This is a genomic window from Nitratireductor sp. L15S-10, from assembly GCF_045011005.1.
Classification (GTDB): Bacteria; Pseudomonadota; Alphaproteobacteria; order Rhizobiales; family Rhizobiaceae; genus Nitratireductor.
Map to the genome: position 1 here is coordinate 1,535,552 of NZ_CP120674.1, position 15,857 is coordinate 1,551,408.

General features: G+C 61.0%; 12 protein-coding genes and 1 riboswitch. Of the genes, 8 read left to right on the top strand and 4 right to left on the bottom strand.

Translation table 11 applies throughout. From position 1 onward, the window contains the following. The first annotated feature begins 414 nt into the window (after positions 1-414). Genes P2W41_RS07365 through P2W41_RS07375 form a run of 3 tightly spaced genes read left to right on the top strand, consistent with a single transcriptional unit; the run spans position 415 to position 3,033 of the window. A complete protein-coding gene (locus tag P2W41_RS07365; RefSeq protein ID WP_404934717.1) occupies positions 415-984 on the top strand; it encodes a sigma-70 family RNA polymerase sigma factor in 570 nt (189 codons plus the stop codon). Next, the gene (locus P2W41_RS07370; protein WP_404934718.1) at positions 981-1,637 is read left to right on the top strand and encodes a hypothetical protein; all 657 of its coding nucleotides are present in this window, start codon (positions 981-983) and stop codon (positions 1,635-1,637) included. Before P2W41_RS07365 ends, P2W41_RS07370 begins: the two co-directional genes overlap by 4 nt. A 16-nt stretch (positions 1,638-1,653) precedes the next feature. After that, a complete protein-coding gene (locus P2W41_RS07375; protein WP_404934719.1) occupies positions 1,654-3,033 on the top strand; it encodes a S8 family serine peptidase in 1,380 nt (459 codons plus the stop codon). Here the strand turns inward: P2W41_RS07375 and P2W41_RS07380 are convergent. From P2W41_RS07380 to P2W41_RS07395, 4 genes are read right to left on the bottom strand one after another with little or no spacing between them, the layout of a single operon-like run. Continuing rightward, entirely contained in the window at positions 3,030-3,821 is a 792-nt protein-coding gene (locus P2W41_RS07380) for an ABC transporter ATP-binding protein (protein WP_404934720.1), read from the bottom strand. The two genes, P2W41_RS07375 and P2W41_RS07380, sit on opposite strands and share 4 nt — an antisense overlap. After that, on the bottom strand, positions 3,821-4,801 hold the full coding sequence (locus P2W41_RS07385) for an iron ABC transporter permease (RefSeq protein WP_292896583.1): 981 nt from the start codon (positions 4,799-4,801) through the stop codon (positions 3,821-3,823). The genes P2W41_RS07380 and P2W41_RS07385 overlap by 1 nt, the downstream gene beginning before the upstream one ends. Next, the gene (locus P2W41_RS07390) at positions 4,798-5,667 is read right to left on the bottom strand and encodes an ABC transporter substrate-binding protein (RefSeq protein WP_404934721.1); all 870 of its coding nucleotides are present in this window, start codon (positions 5,665-5,667) and stop codon (positions 4,798-4,800) included. Before P2W41_RS07390 ends, P2W41_RS07385 begins: the two co-directional genes overlap by 4 nt. Further along, on the bottom strand, positions 5,667-7,520 hold the full coding sequence (locus P2W41_RS07395; protein ID WP_404934722.1) for a TonB-dependent receptor plug domain-containing protein: 1,854 nt from the start codon (positions 7,518-7,520) through the stop codon (positions 5,667-5,669). Before P2W41_RS07395 ends, P2W41_RS07390 begins: the two co-directional genes overlap by 1 nt. A 127-nt stretch (positions 7,521-7,647) precedes the next feature. Then, positions 7,648-7,858, bottom strand: a riboswitch (cobalamin riboswitch). Positions 7,859-8,134: 276 nt separating this feature from the next. Between P2W41_RS07395 and P2W41_RS07400 the strand changes: the two genes are divergently transcribed. The 5 genes from P2W41_RS07400 to P2W41_RS07420 all read left to right on the top strand — a co-directional run bounded on the left by P2W41_RS07400 (position 8,135) and on the right by P2W41_RS07420 (position 15,785). Continuing rightward, positions 8,135-9,787 (top strand): ABC transporter substrate-binding protein, encoded by a 1,653-nt coding sequence (locus P2W41_RS07400; RefSeq protein WP_292896577.1) that lies wholly within the window; start codon positions 8,135-8,137, stop codon positions 9,785-9,787. A gap of 82 nt (positions 9,788-9,869) precedes the next feature. After that, positions 9,870-10,907, top strand: a complete 1,038-nt coding sequence (locus P2W41_RS07405; protein WP_404934723.1) for an ABC transporter permease — start codon at positions 9,870-9,872, stop codon at positions 10,905-10,907. 12 nt (positions 10,908-10,919) lie between these two features. Beyond that, positions 10,920-12,077, top strand: a complete 1,158-nt coding sequence (locus P2W41_RS07410; RefSeq protein ID WP_404934724.1) for an ABC transporter permease — start codon at positions 10,920-10,922, stop codon at positions 12,075-12,077. Positions 12,078-12,100: 23 nt separating this feature from the next. Beyond that, positions 12,101-14,728 carry a dipeptide ABC transporter ATP-binding protein gene (locus tag P2W41_RS07415; RefSeq protein ID WP_404934939.1) on the top strand — a complete coding sequence of 876 codons (2,628 nt, stop codon included), beginning with the start codon at positions 12,101-12,103 and terminating at the stop codon, positions 14,726-14,728. A gap of 118 nt (positions 14,729-14,846) precedes the next feature. Continuing rightward, positions 14,847-15,785, top strand: a complete 939-nt coding sequence (locus P2W41_RS07420; RefSeq protein ID WP_404934725.1) for an SH3 domain-containing protein — start codon at positions 14,847-14,849, stop codon at positions 15,783-15,785. Positions 15,786-15,857 lie beyond the last annotated feature (72 nt).

The following is a 15,857-nucleotide window of genomic DNA, read 5'->3' on the forward strand; positions in this document are numbered from 1 at the left end:
CCGAAGCCGTTTCGGGAGGTGGCCGGATGGGCATCATTGTTGAGCCCTGTTCCCCTTGTTCCGGCGTATCCCCCCGAAGCGAGGTTCATTTCAACCCCGTCATGGGAGAGCCTACGCCTCGGCTTACGCAAGGTCAACAAAACCGCCCCGGCCACGCGCCGCGGCGGCTTGAACGACCATTTGCAGTCGATATGCCGTGTCATCAGAACACTCCTTTCCGGGTGCGCACCATGCGTACCCTGCAGGGTTTGTCTGACGAGGCTGTGAAAAGGTTCACATTGATGTGCACCGCAAAGTCGATAGAGGGAGGCAATTCTGTTTCCACCGAACGGCAAATGGACTAGCTTTTCAGAAACTGGGGGAAGCGATGAACCGAAACGCACCGTCGCGCGACACACTGTCGAAGGGCCTGGCATGAGTGTTGCGGATCAGACATCCGATGCTGCACTCGTGGCCAGAACGGCGCGTGGGGACAGGGCGGCGCTCCGGCTCTTGTTCATGCGGCATCATGCACGGGTCTTCCGTTTCGTGATGCGCCAGACGGGATCGGAAACCATGGCGGACGAGATTGCGAATGAAGTGTTTCTGGAAGTGTGGCGTCAGGCGCCGCGCTTCGAAGCGCGCTCTCAGGTCTCCACCTGGTTGCTTGGCATCGCCCGCTTCAAGGCGCTTTCGGCTTTGCGCAAGCGCCGGGAAAGTGCGCTGGATGACGGGCAGGCAGAGGCGATTGAAGACACCGCCGACACGCCGGAGGTCACCACAATGAAGGATGACAAGGCGGCGGCGCTGCGCTCCTTCGTGAATGCACTGTCGGAAGAACACCGCACCGTGGTCGACCTAGCCTATTACCACGGCAAGTCGGTGACCGAGATCGGCGAAATCCTTTCCGTCCCCGCCGCTACCGTGAAAACCAGGATGTTTTACGCCCGCAAGAAGCTTGGAGAAGCCTTGCAGGCGGCAGGATATGATCGAGGCTGGCCATGAGCGAGAACGCACAATCGAACCGCCGCGACCGGCTGGAGGCGCTGCTGCCGTTCTTCCTGAACGGAACGCTTTCGGGCGCGGAACTGCGCGAGGTCGAGGAGTGGCTTGCCTCCGACCCGCAGGCCATGGCCTCGCTGGCCGAAGCCGAGGGCGAGTATTCGGCCACGCTCGCGGACAATGAGGCGATCCGTCCGCCAGAGGATGCGTTAACCCGCTTTTCCAGGGCGCTGGCCGAGGAGGCGGGCCCCGACAGGAGCGCAAAACCTTCGCTGCGGGAATGGCTGGCCGGTTTTCTGCCTTCACTGCCGGTGCAGGCTGCGTGGGTGGCTGCCGGGCTGGCGCTCGCCATTCTCGTCGGCCAGACGGTCTGGCTCAACCTTTCGCAGACCGAGCAATATTCCGTGGCGGGAGCGGATCGCGGGAACGCACCCTTCGCCTTCGTGACATTCGCGGCGGATGCCTCCATGGCCGATGTCTCGACCTTGCTTGAAGAAAGCGGGGTCGAGATCGCCGCCGGGCCTCTGCCGGGCGGGCTGTACCGTGTTGTCGTCGATGCCGAGACGGTTGAACAGTATAATCAGATCGTTGAGGCACTCGAACAGGCGGAACTCGTTGAATCGGTCGTGACGGGACGCAGGCCGGGCGATGAATAAGTCAATTTTACACTTATTGGCGGGGCTTGTTATCTCGGTTGTCTTCGCGGTTTCAGCTCATGCCCAAACAGGTACACCAGTTGAATCCGCCGACGACGAAGCGCAGACGCGGCTGGAGGCCAGCGGACGCAATGTGGTCTTTCTGCCGCAGATGCTGGCGGAGCTGTTTGGCCCGGGGGCGGGCGCCGATGCGCCCACCCAGCCTGCGACATCCGGTGATGCATCTTCGGCAACGAATGACAGCGCGGCAGGCAATGGCGCCACGCCCGGCAGCCCAGCCACCACGACAGGGAGCGTGGGAGCCAATGTCAGGCCCGTAGCGCCGCAGCGTGCCATCTCCGGAGTTTTCGTGCCGGATGAGGTTCTTGTCACCCTCGACGGTGACGGGGATGTGGCTGCCGCCATTGCGGCGCAATTCGGGCTGGAACTGCGCTCGGCCCGTGGTTCGGCCTTGCTCGGGCGCACCATTGCCCGCCTAGGGATACCCGACGGACGCCCGGTGGCTTTCGTGCTTGCACAGCTTGAAGGCGATGGCCGGCTGGCCGATCGGGTGCCGAACCATGTGTTCCAGCTTCAACAGACCGCGGGCATCGTCAACTACGCCTTTGAACGGATCGCACTCGATGCCGGCGCGGTGAACGGTGAGAATGTGAGCGTGGCCGTGATCGATACGGCTGTGGACGAGACGCACCCGGCCCTTGCCGGCCGTGTTGCAAGCGTATTCGACGCGCTCCCCGACATGGCGGTGAAAGACCGGGAGCATGGCACGTCCATTTCTGGTCTGATTGCCGGCGATGGGCCGTTTCGCGGTGTGGCACCGGGTGTGCGATTGCTCCATGCCCGAGCCTTCGAGGAGGGCGTTTCCAGCACCAGCGTGCTTCTGGCGGCGCTCGACTGGGCGGTGGAAGAGGGCGCCCAGATCGTGAACATGAGCTTTGTTGGGCCAGAAAATCCGCTTTTTTCTTCCGCCTGCCGTAATGCGATGGCGCGCGGTGTGGTGCTTGTCGCTGCTGCGGGCAACAACGGTCCCGGCGCGCCTTTCGGTTATCCGGCAGCCTATGATGGCGTGATCGCCGTAACGGCGACCGATATGCACGACCGGGTGATGGGGAAGGCAAACCGTGGCCGCTACATCGATCTTTCGGCGCCGGGCGTGAACGTGGTGGCCCCCATACCCGGCGGCATGGATGTCGTTACGGGCACCTCCTTTGCCGCTGCCATCGTCTCTGGAGCGATTGCCAATCTGATCCATGCGGGCGAGAATGCATCTCCCAGGGCGCTTGCGGAATTGCTTCGCAGCACCGCGGTGGATCTGGGAGAGCCTGGCCGTGACGAAGACTTCGGCGACGGTCTTCTCAATGCCAGGGCGGCAATGGCCACGCACAATGCCGATTAGCCGCTCGGTGCCGTTTCGGTCAGCCCCACAGGCGCAATGATCAGGCCGTTTCCATCCTGTGCGCGATGGGCCGTCACGCCATAAATCCTCGCGAGGTTTTCATCCGACAACACGGTTTCCGGCGACCCAAGCGCGGCCAGATTTCCCTCATTCAGGAGCATGACCTCATCGCACCAGCGAGCCGCCAGCGTCAGATCGTGGAGTGAAACCAGCACGGTTTTTCCCTCTGCAGCGAGCCCTTTCAGCGATCGCATCAGCATGATCTGGTGCGCGGCATCGAGGCCGGAGGCCGGTTCGTCGGCGATGAGAAGCGGTGTCTCCTGCGCGATGGCGCGCGCCATCAGGACGCGGGCCTGTTCTCCGCCAGAGAGTTCGGTGGCGATCCGCGGCGAGAGTGACGCGATATCGGCCATCTCCATCGCGCGCTCGATTGCCGCTTCATCTTCATCGCGCGCGCTCGCGCGCTGGCCAAAGGCACGCCACGGCAGACGGCCGAGCGCTACGAGATCGCGCACGGTCAGCCGCCAGCCTATGGTGCGTTGCTGCGGCAGATAGGCGACGAGGCGGGCGCGCGCCGCGGGCCCTATCACCGCAAGGTCGTGTTCCCCGAACCGGATGTCACCCTTGACGGAGAGCTGGCCGTTGAGCGCCCGCATGAGCGTGGATTTGCCCGCGCCATTCGGTCCAAGAACACCGACGAGCACACCGGGTTTGATCTTGAAGCCAATGTCACTGATCACGTGTCTGTTTGCGAGCGTAACAGAGAGATTGTCGGCGTGCAGATCCATCACAGCATCTCCCGGCGGGCGCGGACAACGAGCCACAGGAAAAACGGCGCTCCGATCAGCGCTGTCAGAACGCCGACATTGAGCTCGCCAGCGGGCAACACAATGCGTGCCGCGATGTCGGCGGCGAGGAGAAGTGCTGCGCCACCCAGCCCTGCGGGTAGCAGAAGGCTGCTTGGCATTCGGTTGGTGAGCGGACGAATAAGATGCGGGATCACGAGGCCGATGAAGCCGATGGTGCCGGTGACCGCAGTGGCCGCACCGACGCAGAGCGCCACTCCGGCGACGATCAGAAAGCGTGTGAGGCTCATGGAAATACCGAGACTGGAAGCCGCTTCCTCGCCTAGCGAAAGTGCATCAATGGCGCGGGCCGAGAGTGCAATCAGAAACCAGCCCGCAGCCATGAGCGGCAGGGCGAGTGCCACATGCTCCATGGATCGGTCCTTCAGAGAGCCCAGCAGCCAGAAGATGATCTCATAGGAGGCAAAGGGATTGGGGGAAAGATTGAGAACCAGCGCGGTAAGCGCTCCCGCAAGACTGGAGAGCGCAACGCCCGCCAGAATGAGTGTAAGCGTTGAACCCTGGCGCGCGGCAATGGCAAGCAGGACGAGTATTGCAAGGAGCGCGCCGATCAGCGCACCGGCGGGCAGCGCATAGAGCGAGCTTCCGGCAAGCCCCGAATAAAACACCAGAACCGCGCCGAGGGCTGCCATGGACGACACGCCGATCACGCCAGGCTCAGCCAGCGGATTGCGCAAAAAACCCTGAAGAACCGCGCCGGAAAGCCCGAGCGACATGCCGATGGCAAGACCAAGAAGGGCGCGCGGCAGGCGTATTTCACGCATGATGATGGCCGCCGCCTCACTGCCGCCGGCAAAAAGCCCGGCAATGCTGTCTTCCACCCGGAGTTCGGCGGGACCGACGAGCAGCGACACGACGAACAGCACGAAAACCAGGAGGATGAGCGACATGCAGAGCTTCATTGCGCAGCGTTCCCGTGGCAGGGAGCGATCTCGGTGCGGAGCGCTGCCAGCGCCCGCACGGCTTCGATCACCGAGGGGATACCGCAAGACAGGGAGGCCTCCGGCACGAATGCGCCGATACGCGTATCGGGGAGCGCGCCAATAGCGGGATGGCGTGTCACAAATTCGCCAAGCGTCGGCGCCTTTTGCGGCGCGCCGATGCTGATGACATCCGGGTGGGCGGCGATCACCTGCTCCAGTGGAAAGGGGGCTACGCCAATGACACCCATGTCGGCGGCAAGATTGGCAAAGCCGGCAGCCTGTATAACGGAATCGGCCAGCGTGCCGCGTCCAGAGGCGATGCCGTTCTGGTCATAGGCAATCATGGTAGGGTCTTTGCCGCATTGGCCGGCGGCGATTGTTTCGAGTTCACGCGTGAAATCGTCTGCGATGGCTTGCGCCCTCTTTTCCTGCCCGATGAGCGCCCCCATCCGCCGCACTTCACCAGGAATGGTCTCAAGGGTCTGCGCGAAGGAAAATTCTTCGACATGAAAGCCCAGCCGTTTCAGCAACGCGGTGGTGTTGTGTAGTGAGTAGGTGCCGGTGACCACCAGGTCGGGATTTTCAAGAAACACCTCTTCGGCAAGCCCGTGATTGACCGGGTAGGCCTGCGCTTCTTCATGCAGCATTGAGAGGCTCGGCTCGCGCGAAAGGAAGGAGACGGAGACGAGCTGATCCGGCCCGGCCAGCGTCATGGCAAGCTGGTCAGTGCACAGATTGAGCGACATGACGCGTTTCGGCGCGGCCGAAACCGGCGCGACAAGAAGCGCGCCGGCCAGAAGAGCAAGGCCGGAAAGGCAGGGGAGGCGTTTCCGGCGCCCCAGCATCAGGGAGCGAACTTTGCACGGAAGCCGGCGAAAACGCCGAAGCCGGGTGTGTTGTAGCCCTGAACGACTTCGTACTTCTGATCGAGAAGGTTCTCGCCACGCAAATAGAGCTCCGTATTCTCGTTCGGCTTGTAGGCGACCCTGGCGTTCAGAAGAATATAATCATCAAGGTTTGAGCGTGGGCCGTCGACATAACCGTCCACCGTGTCGAGGGCGATTTTCGCTGTCGCGCTGATTTCCCAGCGATCGGCAGGACGCAGTGTCGCGCCAAGAGCGATGTCGTGTTTCGGGATGCGCACTTCCCGCAGTCCATCCGTCTGGGTGGCCTTCGTGTAGGTATAGGCACCGCGCAGGTCGAGCCAGTCGGTTGCCGCATAGGCAAAAGACGCCTCCACGCCGCGTGTCTTGACCTCGCCATTCGTCTGAATGTTCTGATAGGTGACCGGGTGGTAGCCGATGTAATCCTCGACATCGATCATGAAGAAGGTAACATCGGTGACGAGCCTGTTATCCAGAAAGCGCTGTTCAACGCCGATATCGAAGCCGAGGCTCGTTTCAGGCTTCAGTTCGGTATTGCCATAGAACGGAGCGTAGAGTTCGTAGAGACTCGGCGCGCGATAGCCCGTTCCGACCGAGGAGTGGAAACGTGTTCCGGTGCTGGCGAACTCATAGGATCCGGTGGCGCGCCAGGATGTGTGTCCACCGAAGGTGCTGTGTTCGTCATGGCGGACGCCGGCTGTCAAAGTCAGCGCATCAAATGGGCTGTAGATCGCGTCGATCCAGCCGCCGCCCATTGAAACGCTCTTATCGACATTTGCCGTAACGGCCGTTTGACGCTCCCAGTCTGCGCCGAAATTGATCGTCAGCTCGGGAGAAATTTCCAGAGAGCCCAGATAATCCAGCTTGTAGCGCAAACCGTCAAAGGTTGAGGTGGAGCCAGAGCCGCTTGTGCTCTCGCGGGCGGTGTCGGACATCTGTACCGACAACGTGTTGTTCAATTGACCGTCAAACAGGGAGAATTCGGCGCCCACGCGCCCGGCCGCCTGCCGAAATGTCCCGTTCGCCGGGCTGTCGGCGACTGGAAAGCCATCATCCGTCTCAGTCGAGCCGTTTAACAGAAGGCCGCTGGCGAAAACTGCAAGATCGCCGCTGGTTTCGTATCGGCCGCTGAATGTCCCTGTCAGATTGGTGTATCCATCATCTTCCACACCAGATGATGCCATCGAGAAACCATCGGTGGTGAATCCAGACAGGGAAATGCCGAATTCGCCCTGGTCGAAACCGCCCGTCAGTGAGTAGTTTCCAAAGCCTGTTTTTCGGGATCCACCTTCGACATGAACGCTGTGCTCGATACCCTGCGGAATGCCTCCGAGCGTTGTGAGATTGACCACGCCGGCAATCGCATCGGAGCCGTAGAGTGTGCTCTGTGAGCCTTTCAGAACCTCGATCCGCCCAATGTTGTCGGCGAGAAGGTGACCGTAGGCTGCCTGCACGGTAGGGCCAGTAACTTCTGATATGTCGATGCCCTCGAAGAGGGTTTTAACATACTGCCCGCGCAGGCCGCGCATGATCAGCGTGGTCGTGTTTCCGGGCCCGCCATTCGGGGAGAGATTCAGGCCCGGCAGTTGGTTGAGGTAATCCTGCACCAGAGGCAGAGACTGCTCCTCGATCTCCTCGCGCTCGATAACCTGCACCGTGGAGCCCACTTTGGAGGCCTCCGTTGGGGTGCGGCTGGGGGTGATGACCAGTGTGTCGAGCTCGAAGTCTTCAGCCTGCGTGGTGAGCGTGGAGAAGCCCAGTATCAGCGCTGATGCACTGAACAGGAAAGAGGTTCGGTGTCGGCTTGAAAGCATGCATTTCCTCCAGCGAGCAACATTTTCTGATTTGCTGGAGAGCGACAGACGCCAAAGTTCGGTCTCCCCGCCAGCGATGACAATCGCCACCACTGCGAGAACCACAGCCCCGGAAGCGTCCCGCATCCGGTCGGTGACGGCCTGAGGCAGGTTTCCTGGCTCGCGCTTCGTCGGTGGTCTCGCCTTCCCGGGTCTTGCACCCAGTGGCATCAGAGGCACCTCAGCGCTCACAGTTGCGGGAGCAGCCACGGCTGCGGTTCATAAAAATGACCGTTCCGTGTTCCCTTTTCTCCGGCGGGTGAACACCCTGCCAGAGCACCTCAAGCGAACCGAAACCGCTTAGCAACTGGCAGAGACAGCGTCAATCAGCAGGCAGGGGCGGATCCGGGACAGCGTGCTTCCCGAAGTCAAGATTTGTCAGGATTAAATCGTACCTATTGTTGCGAAATCGGCTCTTCGTGTAATTTTTGCGGCAATACTGTCGCAAATCCGTCATTGAGATTGTCGAAAAAGTTGCAGAATTTGCCTCTCGAACCCCGGGGAATTTTGACATCGGGGGCGGGATGGGAAATGCTAATGGCGAACCGAAAACGGCAGATAATGGGAGTGCGTCGATGACGTTTTTCAAGAGCAATGGCGAGAAGGTGCCGGCCCGCGTCGCCGATATGGCGAATGAGGCACGTGCCGGCAGAATGGACCGGCGTGAGTTTCTTGCGCTCGCAAGCGCGCTCGGCGCATCGACGGCAGCAGCTTACGGTATGCTCGGCCTGGCAGCCCCCAGACATGCAATGGCTCAGGAGCCGAAAAAGGGCGGCATACTGCGCGTCGCCATGTTCATCAAGGACCCGAAAGATCCGCGCACGGCCGACTGGTCGGAAATCGCCAACGCCATGCGCCAGACGCTCGAGCCGCTGGTGAAGTACACCCGCGATTTCACCTTTGAGGGCAAGCTTCTCGAAAGCTGGGAAGTCAACGACGATGCAACCGAGTACATCCTTCACGTGCGTCCGGGCGTTACCTGGAACAATGGCGACGCCTTCACCGCCGATGACGTGATCTACAACTTCAACCGCTGGTGCGACCAGACCGTGGAGGGCAACTCCATGCCGGCCCGCATGGCTTCCCTCGTTGATTCTGAGACCAAAAAGGCGCGCGAGGGGGCCATCGAAAAGGTCGATGACATGACGGTGAAGCTGAACCTGTCGGCACCTGATATTTCCATCATTCCCGGCATGTCGGACTATCCGGCACTTATCGTTCACCCAAGCTTCGACGAAACGGGCCGCGATTTCGTCGCCAATCCCATTGGCACCGGTCCCTTCGAGCTCGTGTCCTACGAGGTTGGCAACCGAGTGGAACTCAAGAAGCGGGCGGATGGCAAGTGGTGGGGCGGCGAAGCCTATCTCGATGGCATTGAGTTCATCGATTACGGCACGGACCCCTCCGCGACCGTCAGTGCCTTTGAATCCGGAGAAATCCACACCAATTACGAAACGACTGCCGATTTCGTGGATATTATGGACTCTCTGGGGCTGGTGAAATCGGAGGTCACCACGGCAACAACGATCGTGGCGCGCACCAATGTCGACAATGCGCCCTATGACGACGAGAAGGTGCGCCGCGCCCTGCAGCGTGCCGTCGACAACACGACGGTTCTGGCGCTCGGCTACAACAATGCCGGCGAGGTGGCCGAGAACCATCATGTCTGCCCGATCCACCCCGAATATGCCGAACTGCCCAGGCTGGAACGCAATCTGGACGAGGCCAAGGCCCTGATGGAAGAAGCCGGCCAGATGGATTATGAGCACGAGCTCATCACCGTGGACGAGGACTGGCACAAGAACACGGGTGACGCCATTGCCGCCCAGTTGCGCGAGGCTGGCTTCAAGGTGAAGCGCACGGTGCTGCCCGGCTCCACTTTCTGGAACGACTGGACCAAGTATCCCTTCTCGATGACCAACTGGAACATGCGTCCGCTGGGCATTCAGGTCGTGGCACTCGCCTATCGCACGGGCGAGGCGTGGAACGAATCCGCCTACTCCAACCCGGAGCTCGACAAGCTGATCGAGGAGGCGCTGGCCATTCCCGATCCCGACAATCGCCGCGAGGTGATGAAAAAGATCGAGGAGATCATCCAGGGCTCGGGCATCATTCTCCAGCCCTACTGGCGCAAACTTTACAACCACTCGGTGGAGGCCGTGAAGAACCACGGCATGCACCAGACCTTCGAGATCGATCTGGAAAAGGTCTGGCTCGACGAGGGCTGAGACCGGACTTCAGGGGGGCCGAGAGGCCCCCTCTTGCGCAGGCAATCAATAACAACCTCCGGATACGGGGGAAGGGGAAACCGTGCTTGGGTTTATTCTGAGACGTCTGGGCGTCATGGCATTGACGATGCTGTGTCTGACCCTTGTCGTTTTCTTCCTGGTCAACCTGGAACCGAACCTCAAAAAGCTGGCGATCAGCCAGCTCGACATGCGCTCCTCCGCTGAGGAGCTGGAAAGCTGGTTGCAGAAAAACGGCTATCGCCAGAATTTTTTCGTGCGCTATGGCCAGTGGCTGGGTGTCGTACAGAAGCAGCCAAATATCGATCCGGAAACGGGTGTGTCTTCACCACGGTTTTCTTATTGTGATGAACCCGCGGAGCCATATTACGGCGGCATTCTGCAGGGGGATTTCGGCTGCTCGACCAAGTTCAAGGTCCCTGTTGCGGAAAAGCTTTTCCCGGCACTCGGCGCTACCGGGATCCTGATGTTCTGGGTGATGGTGGTGATGGTTCCGGTGGCACTTCTGATCGGCGTCCTGGCCGGGATGCGGGAGGGAACGCGAACGGATCGCACGCTCTCCGTCACCTCGATCGCGACCACGGCGACGCCCGAGTACGTGTCCGGCGTGATCTTCGCGGTCATCTTCGCCTCATGGCTCGGATGGCTCAATGGGTCGGCCGCGACCGCGACAAGGCAGGGTATCTCCTTCTACAATTTCACCCTGCCAGTGATGACGATGGCGATTTACGGCATCGGCTATATCGCGCGCATGACACGGGCCTCCATGGTGGAGGTCATGACGCAGCAATATATCCGTACTGCCCGCCTCAAGGGGCTGGGCTTCCGCGCCGTGGTGATCAAGCACGCGCTGCGCAATGCGCTGATCGCACCCTTCACGGTCATCATGCTGCAGTTTCCCTGGCTTCTGACCGGTGTCGTCATCGTCGAGGTTATGTTCCGCTATCAGGGCTTTGGCTTCACCCTGGTGGAGGCGGCAAGCAACAACGATATCGATCTGCTTTTAGGCTGTTCTCTGGTGTCGGTCTTCGTCGTCCTGTCCACGCAGCTCATTTCGGATGTGGGCTATGCCTATCTCAACCCACGCATTCGCGTGCAATAGGGAGGACGCGCGATGCAGGTAGAAACCCTTGGTATCCTTGGCATCATTTTCGGCGTATTGGCGCGCTTCTGGCCGGTGTGGATCGCGCTGGCCATCATCCTGTTCTTCAGCCTGCGTTTTCGTGAACGCCTCGGCCTCTACGGTCAGCTCTTTGAGACGGGTGTCGGCGTCGCCGGTGTTCTGATCTGCTTTTTCTGGCTGTTCACGGCAATTTTCGCGGGCACGGTCGCACCCTTTGATCCGCTGGCGCAGTTTCCGATCATGAAGAACGTCCTGCCCGGCGCCATTGAGCCGGACAGCGGACAGGCCTTTCTGTTCGGCGGCGACCGGCTGGCGCGCGACGTGTTCTCGCGCATGGTCCATGGCAGCCAGATCGTTCTCATCATTGCGCCTGCGGCGACGCTGTTCGCGCTGATGGTGGGCACCACGCTTGGCCTGCCGGCCGGTTATTATGGCGGGCGGATCGACAGTTTTCTGTCGTTCCTCGCCAATCTGGTCCTCGCCTTCCCGGTCATCCTGCTTTTCTATCTTCTGGTAACGCCGGGAATCCGCGAGACGCCCATTCCGCAATGGATGGCGGGCGTGTTCTTCATCTTCCCGATCGTGTTTTTCGTGACGCTCTTCTGGACGCGCTATCGCAGCCGTCCGCAGCTTCTGGCGATCCAGCTTGCCGTGACATTGCTCATCGGCGGCTGGGCCTATGTGGGCCTTGTGTTCGATGCCGATCCGCTCGGCATCATCTCGATCAGTTCCAACCAGCTCAACATTTTCGTGGCGGTGGTCTTTGCCTCGTCTCCGGGGGTGTTTCGCATCGTGCGCGGGCTGGTGATGGACATCAAGACACGAGACTATGTGGCAGCTGCCCAGACACGTGGCGAGACGCCCTGGTACATCATGCTTTGGGAGGTGCTGCCCAATGCGCGCGGTCCGCTCATTGTCGATGTGTGCCTGCGCATTGGCTATACGACCATCCTTCTTGGCACGCTCGGCTATTTCGGCCTCGGTCTCGCGCCTGAAAGCCCTGACTGGGGCACGGGCATCAAGGAATCGAGCCGTCTGCTCAGGGCCTATGTTCATCCGGCGCTGCCGCCCGTTTTTGCCCTCATGTCCTTCGTGCTCGGGCTGAACCTGCTTGCCGACGCGCTGCGTGAACAATCGCTGAAGGATTGAGGATGAACACTGAGAGCGACGCCATGAACGAAGCCATCAGCATCACACGCGGCCGGAAAAGCGGTAAGCCGATCCTCGAAATCGAAAACCTCTCCATCTCCTTCTTCACCCGTGCCGGCGAAATCCCGGCGGTGATGGATTTTTCCTGCGAGGTCATGCCCGGCGAGGCGATGGGCATCGTGGGTGAATCCGGTTGCGGCAAGTCGACCGTCTCGCTCGGCATCATGCGCGACCTGTCCAATGTCGGCCAGATCGTCGGCGGCCGCATCAGGTTCAAGGGCCGCGACATGGCCGAGATGAGCGAGGAGGAGCTGCGCCAGATCCGCGGCAATGAGATCGCCATGATCTATCAGGAGCCGATGGCGAGCCTCAACCCGGCCATGAAGATCGGCCAGCAGCTCATGGAAGTGCCGCTCATTCACGACAATGTCTCGAAGGAGGAGGCGCGGCGCCGGGCGCTGGAAATGGTTGAGGCGGTGCGCCTGCCGGACCCCGAACGCATGATGCGGTCCTATCCACACCAGCTTTCCGGCGGCCAGCAGCAGCGCATCGTCATCGCCATGGCGCTCCTGTCGAAGCCGGCACTACTTTTGCTCGACGAGCCGACAACCGCGCTCGACGTGACCGTAGAGGCGGGCATTGTCGAACTGGTGAAGGGGCTCGGGAAGAAATACGGCACGTCGATGATCTTCGTGTCGCACAATCTGGGCCTTATCCTGGAGACCTGCGACCGCGTCACGGTGATGTATTCGGGCGAGGCGGTCGAGACGGGCCGCGTCGAAGACGTGTTCGCCCGGATGCGCCATCCCTATACGCAGGGGCTGTTCCGCTCCATCCCGCTGCCGGGCGCCGACAAGAATGAGCGGCCCCTGATTGCCATTCCCGGCCAGTTGCCGCTGCCGCATGAGCGCCCGAAGGGCTGCAATTTCGGCCCGCGCTGTCAGCATTTCAAGGAGGGCCTGTGCGATGCAGGCGAGGTGCCGATGCTGCCGGTCGAAGGGCATGAGCGGCACCATTCCCGCTGCCTCCGGTTTGATGAGATTGACTGGAATGCGCTGCCGGAAGGCGCGCTGGAAAACAAGGAACCGATCGAGCCCGGCAAGCCGATGCTGCGCATCGAAAATCTCAAGAAATACTATCACGTGGCCGCCAACAGCATTTTTGGTGGCGGCGACACCAAGACCGTCAAGGCCAATGAGCAGATCAGCTTTGAAGCGCGGGAATCCGAAACCGTTGCGATTGTTGGCGAATCCGGTTGCGGAAAATCGACACTCGCCAAGGTGCTTCTCGGGCTCGAGACGGCAACGGATGGCGAGGTGGTGCTTGCAAACGATCCCATACAGTCGACGCCTGTCGAAGACCGGGACACCGGCACGGTCGCCGGCATCCAGATGGTGTTTCAGAACCCGTTCGACACACTCAATCCGAGCCACTCTGTGGGGTCGCAGATCGTGCGCACACTGGAGAAGTTCAACATCGGCAACACACTGGCCGAACGCAGGCAGCGCATGCTGGAGCTGCTTGATCTTGTGAAGCTGCCACGCGCCTTTGCAGAGCGCATGCCGCGCCAGCTCTCCGGCGGGCAGAAGCAGCGCATCGGTGTCGCCCGCGCCTTTGCCGGCAACGCCAAGGTGGTGGTGGCGGACGAGCCCGTCTCCGCGCTCGACGTTTCCGTGCAGGCGGCGGTGACCGAGCTTCTGATGGACATTCAGCGCAAGAACAAGACCACCATGCTGTTCATCAGCCATGACCTGTCTGTCGTGCGCTATCTGGCCGACCGGGTGGTCGTCATGTATCTCGGCCATATCGTGGAGCAGGGGACGACCGACCAGATATTCGCGCCGCCCTATCACCCCTATACGGAGGCGCTGCTCTCGGCGATCCCGATTGCCGATACGTCTGTCCGCAAGAAGCATATCGTGCTTGAAGGCGACATACCCTCGGCGATGAACCCGCCCTCGGGTTGCCCGTTCCAGACACGATGCCGCTACAAGGACCTGGTGCCGGACGGCAAGTGCGAGCGTGAGGTGCCGCCCCTGAAGGATCTCGGCGACGGGCATTTCAGCCTTTGCTGGCTGGATGACGAAACGCTGAGTTCCATGGAGCCGGTGATCAGTTTCGATGCGCCCGGCGAAACTGCCAACACAGCCAGGACAGCACGCCGGAAGGGCCGGGCGAAGGCGGCAGATCAGAAGCCAAAGGCGAAGGGTGAGATCCCGCCGATGGCCGGAGGGCGAAGGCCGGTGAGGGCGTCTGCGGCTGGTCCTTCAGCCGTGCCGGGCTCCTCCTCGCCAAAACGGGTGCAGGCCGAGGCCGGAGGTGGGCGACAGGCGGCCTCCACCCGCGTGAAACCGGCAGCCGCGAAGAGGGCGAAAGATGCGAAGCCCGCCCGCATGCGCAAACCTGCAAAGCCCGATGATCTGAAGCTGATTTCCGGCGTGGGACCGAAACTGGAAGCGCGGCTCAATGAGCTTGGGGTCTTCACCTTTGCGCAGATCGCGGCCTGGAAGAAGGCCGAGCGCGAGTGGGTGGACGATCACCTGAACTTCAAGGGCCGGATCGAGCGCGACGAGTGGGTGAAGCAGGCCAAGGCGCTCGCGAAGGGGGGTGTCGAGGAATATATGCGGGTGTTCGGCAAGAAGCCGCGCTGATCCCGATCCTGCAACGTATTTTAAGCGATCTCTTCTGGATATCGTTACGACTTTGCATCACTTTGCGCGGGCCAGTTCACGCGCAATGGAGAGTCGCTTGCCTGCCCGGATTGTTCAGATGTTACTTGTCCTGCTGGCTCTGGCAGGTTTGTCGATCCCGTTCTCGGGTTCTGCTCATGCCCAGCGTGGCGTCGCCGCGGAGGCAACTGCCGATGTGAAGATGCGCGAAGGGCCGGGGAGGCGCTATCGCGCTATGCTCACCATCCCGCGCGGGGCACGTGTTTCGACGTTGCGATGTACCCGACGTTATGAGTGGTGCGAGGTCGGGTATGCCGCGCGAAAAGGATGGGTCTCTGCCGGGTATCTGCGCGATACCAGTTCGCGCTATCGCGATCGCCCCATTTCCGATGTCGGTGCGCTCATCGGACTGGAGATTTTCGATTTCGTGATGCGTGAATTGCAAGAGCGAAATGGAGACGAACCGTTTGACGAGGTAGCAGGAGCTGGCGGTGATCGTCGTCCGACACCGCGCAATGCCTGCTTCTATGACCGCCCGAATTTCAGGGGACGCCAATATTGCGTGGGGATAGGCAATGACGCCCGCGTTGTCGCGCCCGGGTGGCGAGGGCGCATAGCCTCGGTTCGTGTGGGGCAGCGCACCACGGTCGAGATCTGTTCGCGCCCTGGCCATGATGGACGCTGCAGTCTGCTCACGCGTGATGTGCCGTTCGTGCGCAGCGGCCATGCGGTATCGTCTTTCCGTGTGCTCCGTCGGCGCGCAGGGGATGAACCCGATGTAGAGCCGGTGCGTCGGGCGTGCTTTTTTGAACGTGTGGAGTTTCGCGGCGCGAGCATCTGTTTCGACGCAGAAGATGGGAGCGCGGCACTGCCGCGTGAATGGGTACGGCGCATCGCTTCGGTGCGCCTTGAAGGCGGTGCACAAGCACGCATCTGTGAACGACGCAACTATAGCGGCTGGTGTGAAACGGTTGAGCGCAGCATGCGCCGCCTGAGAGACTTCTACAATGACGATATTCGCTCCATCGAAGTCTATTGATGTTGCCTTGATGATCGCTCGTCCAGATGCGCCGGCCTATGGGCCGGCGTTCTCTTTGAAGTCTCTGCATTT

Coding starts and splice junctions, on each gene's coding strand:
- P2W41_RS07415 (WP_404934939.1), top strand. CDS start 12,101: ATGAACGAAGCCATCAGCATCACACGCGGCCGGAAAAGCGGTAAGCCG.
- P2W41_RS07395 (WP_404934722.1), bottom strand. CDS start 7,520: ATGCTTTCAAGCCGACACCGAACCTCTTTCCTGTTCAGTGCATCAGCG.
- P2W41_RS07365 (WP_404934717.1), top strand. CDS start 415: ATGAGTGTTGCGGATCAGACATCCGATGCTGCACTCGTGGCCAGAACG.
- P2W41_RS07390 (WP_404934721.1), bottom strand. CDS start 5,667: ATGCTGGGGCGCCGGAAACGCCTCCCCTGCCTTTCCGGCCTTGCTCTT.
- P2W41_RS07370 (WP_404934718.1), top strand. CDS start 981: ATGAGCGAGAACGCACAATCGAACCGCCGCGACCGGCTGGAGGCGCTG.
- P2W41_RS07410 (WP_404934724.1), top strand. CDS start 10,920: ATGCAGGTAGAAACCCTTGGTATCCTTGGCATCATTTTCGGCGTATTG.
- P2W41_RS07385 (WP_292896583.1), bottom strand. CDS start 4,801: ATGAAGCTCTGCATGTCGCTCATCCTCCTGGTTTTCGTGCTGTTCGTC.
- P2W41_RS07400 (WP_292896577.1), top strand. CDS start 8,135: ATGACGTTTTTCAAGAGCAATGGCGAGAAGGTGCCGGCCCGCGTCGCC.
- P2W41_RS07380 (WP_404934720.1), bottom strand. CDS start 3,821: ATGGATCTGCACGCCGACAATCTCTCTGTTACGCTCGCAAACAGACAC.
- P2W41_RS07420 (WP_404934725.1), top strand. CDS start 14,847: ATGTTACTTGTCCTGCTGGCTCTGGCAGGTTTGTCGATCCCGTTCTCG.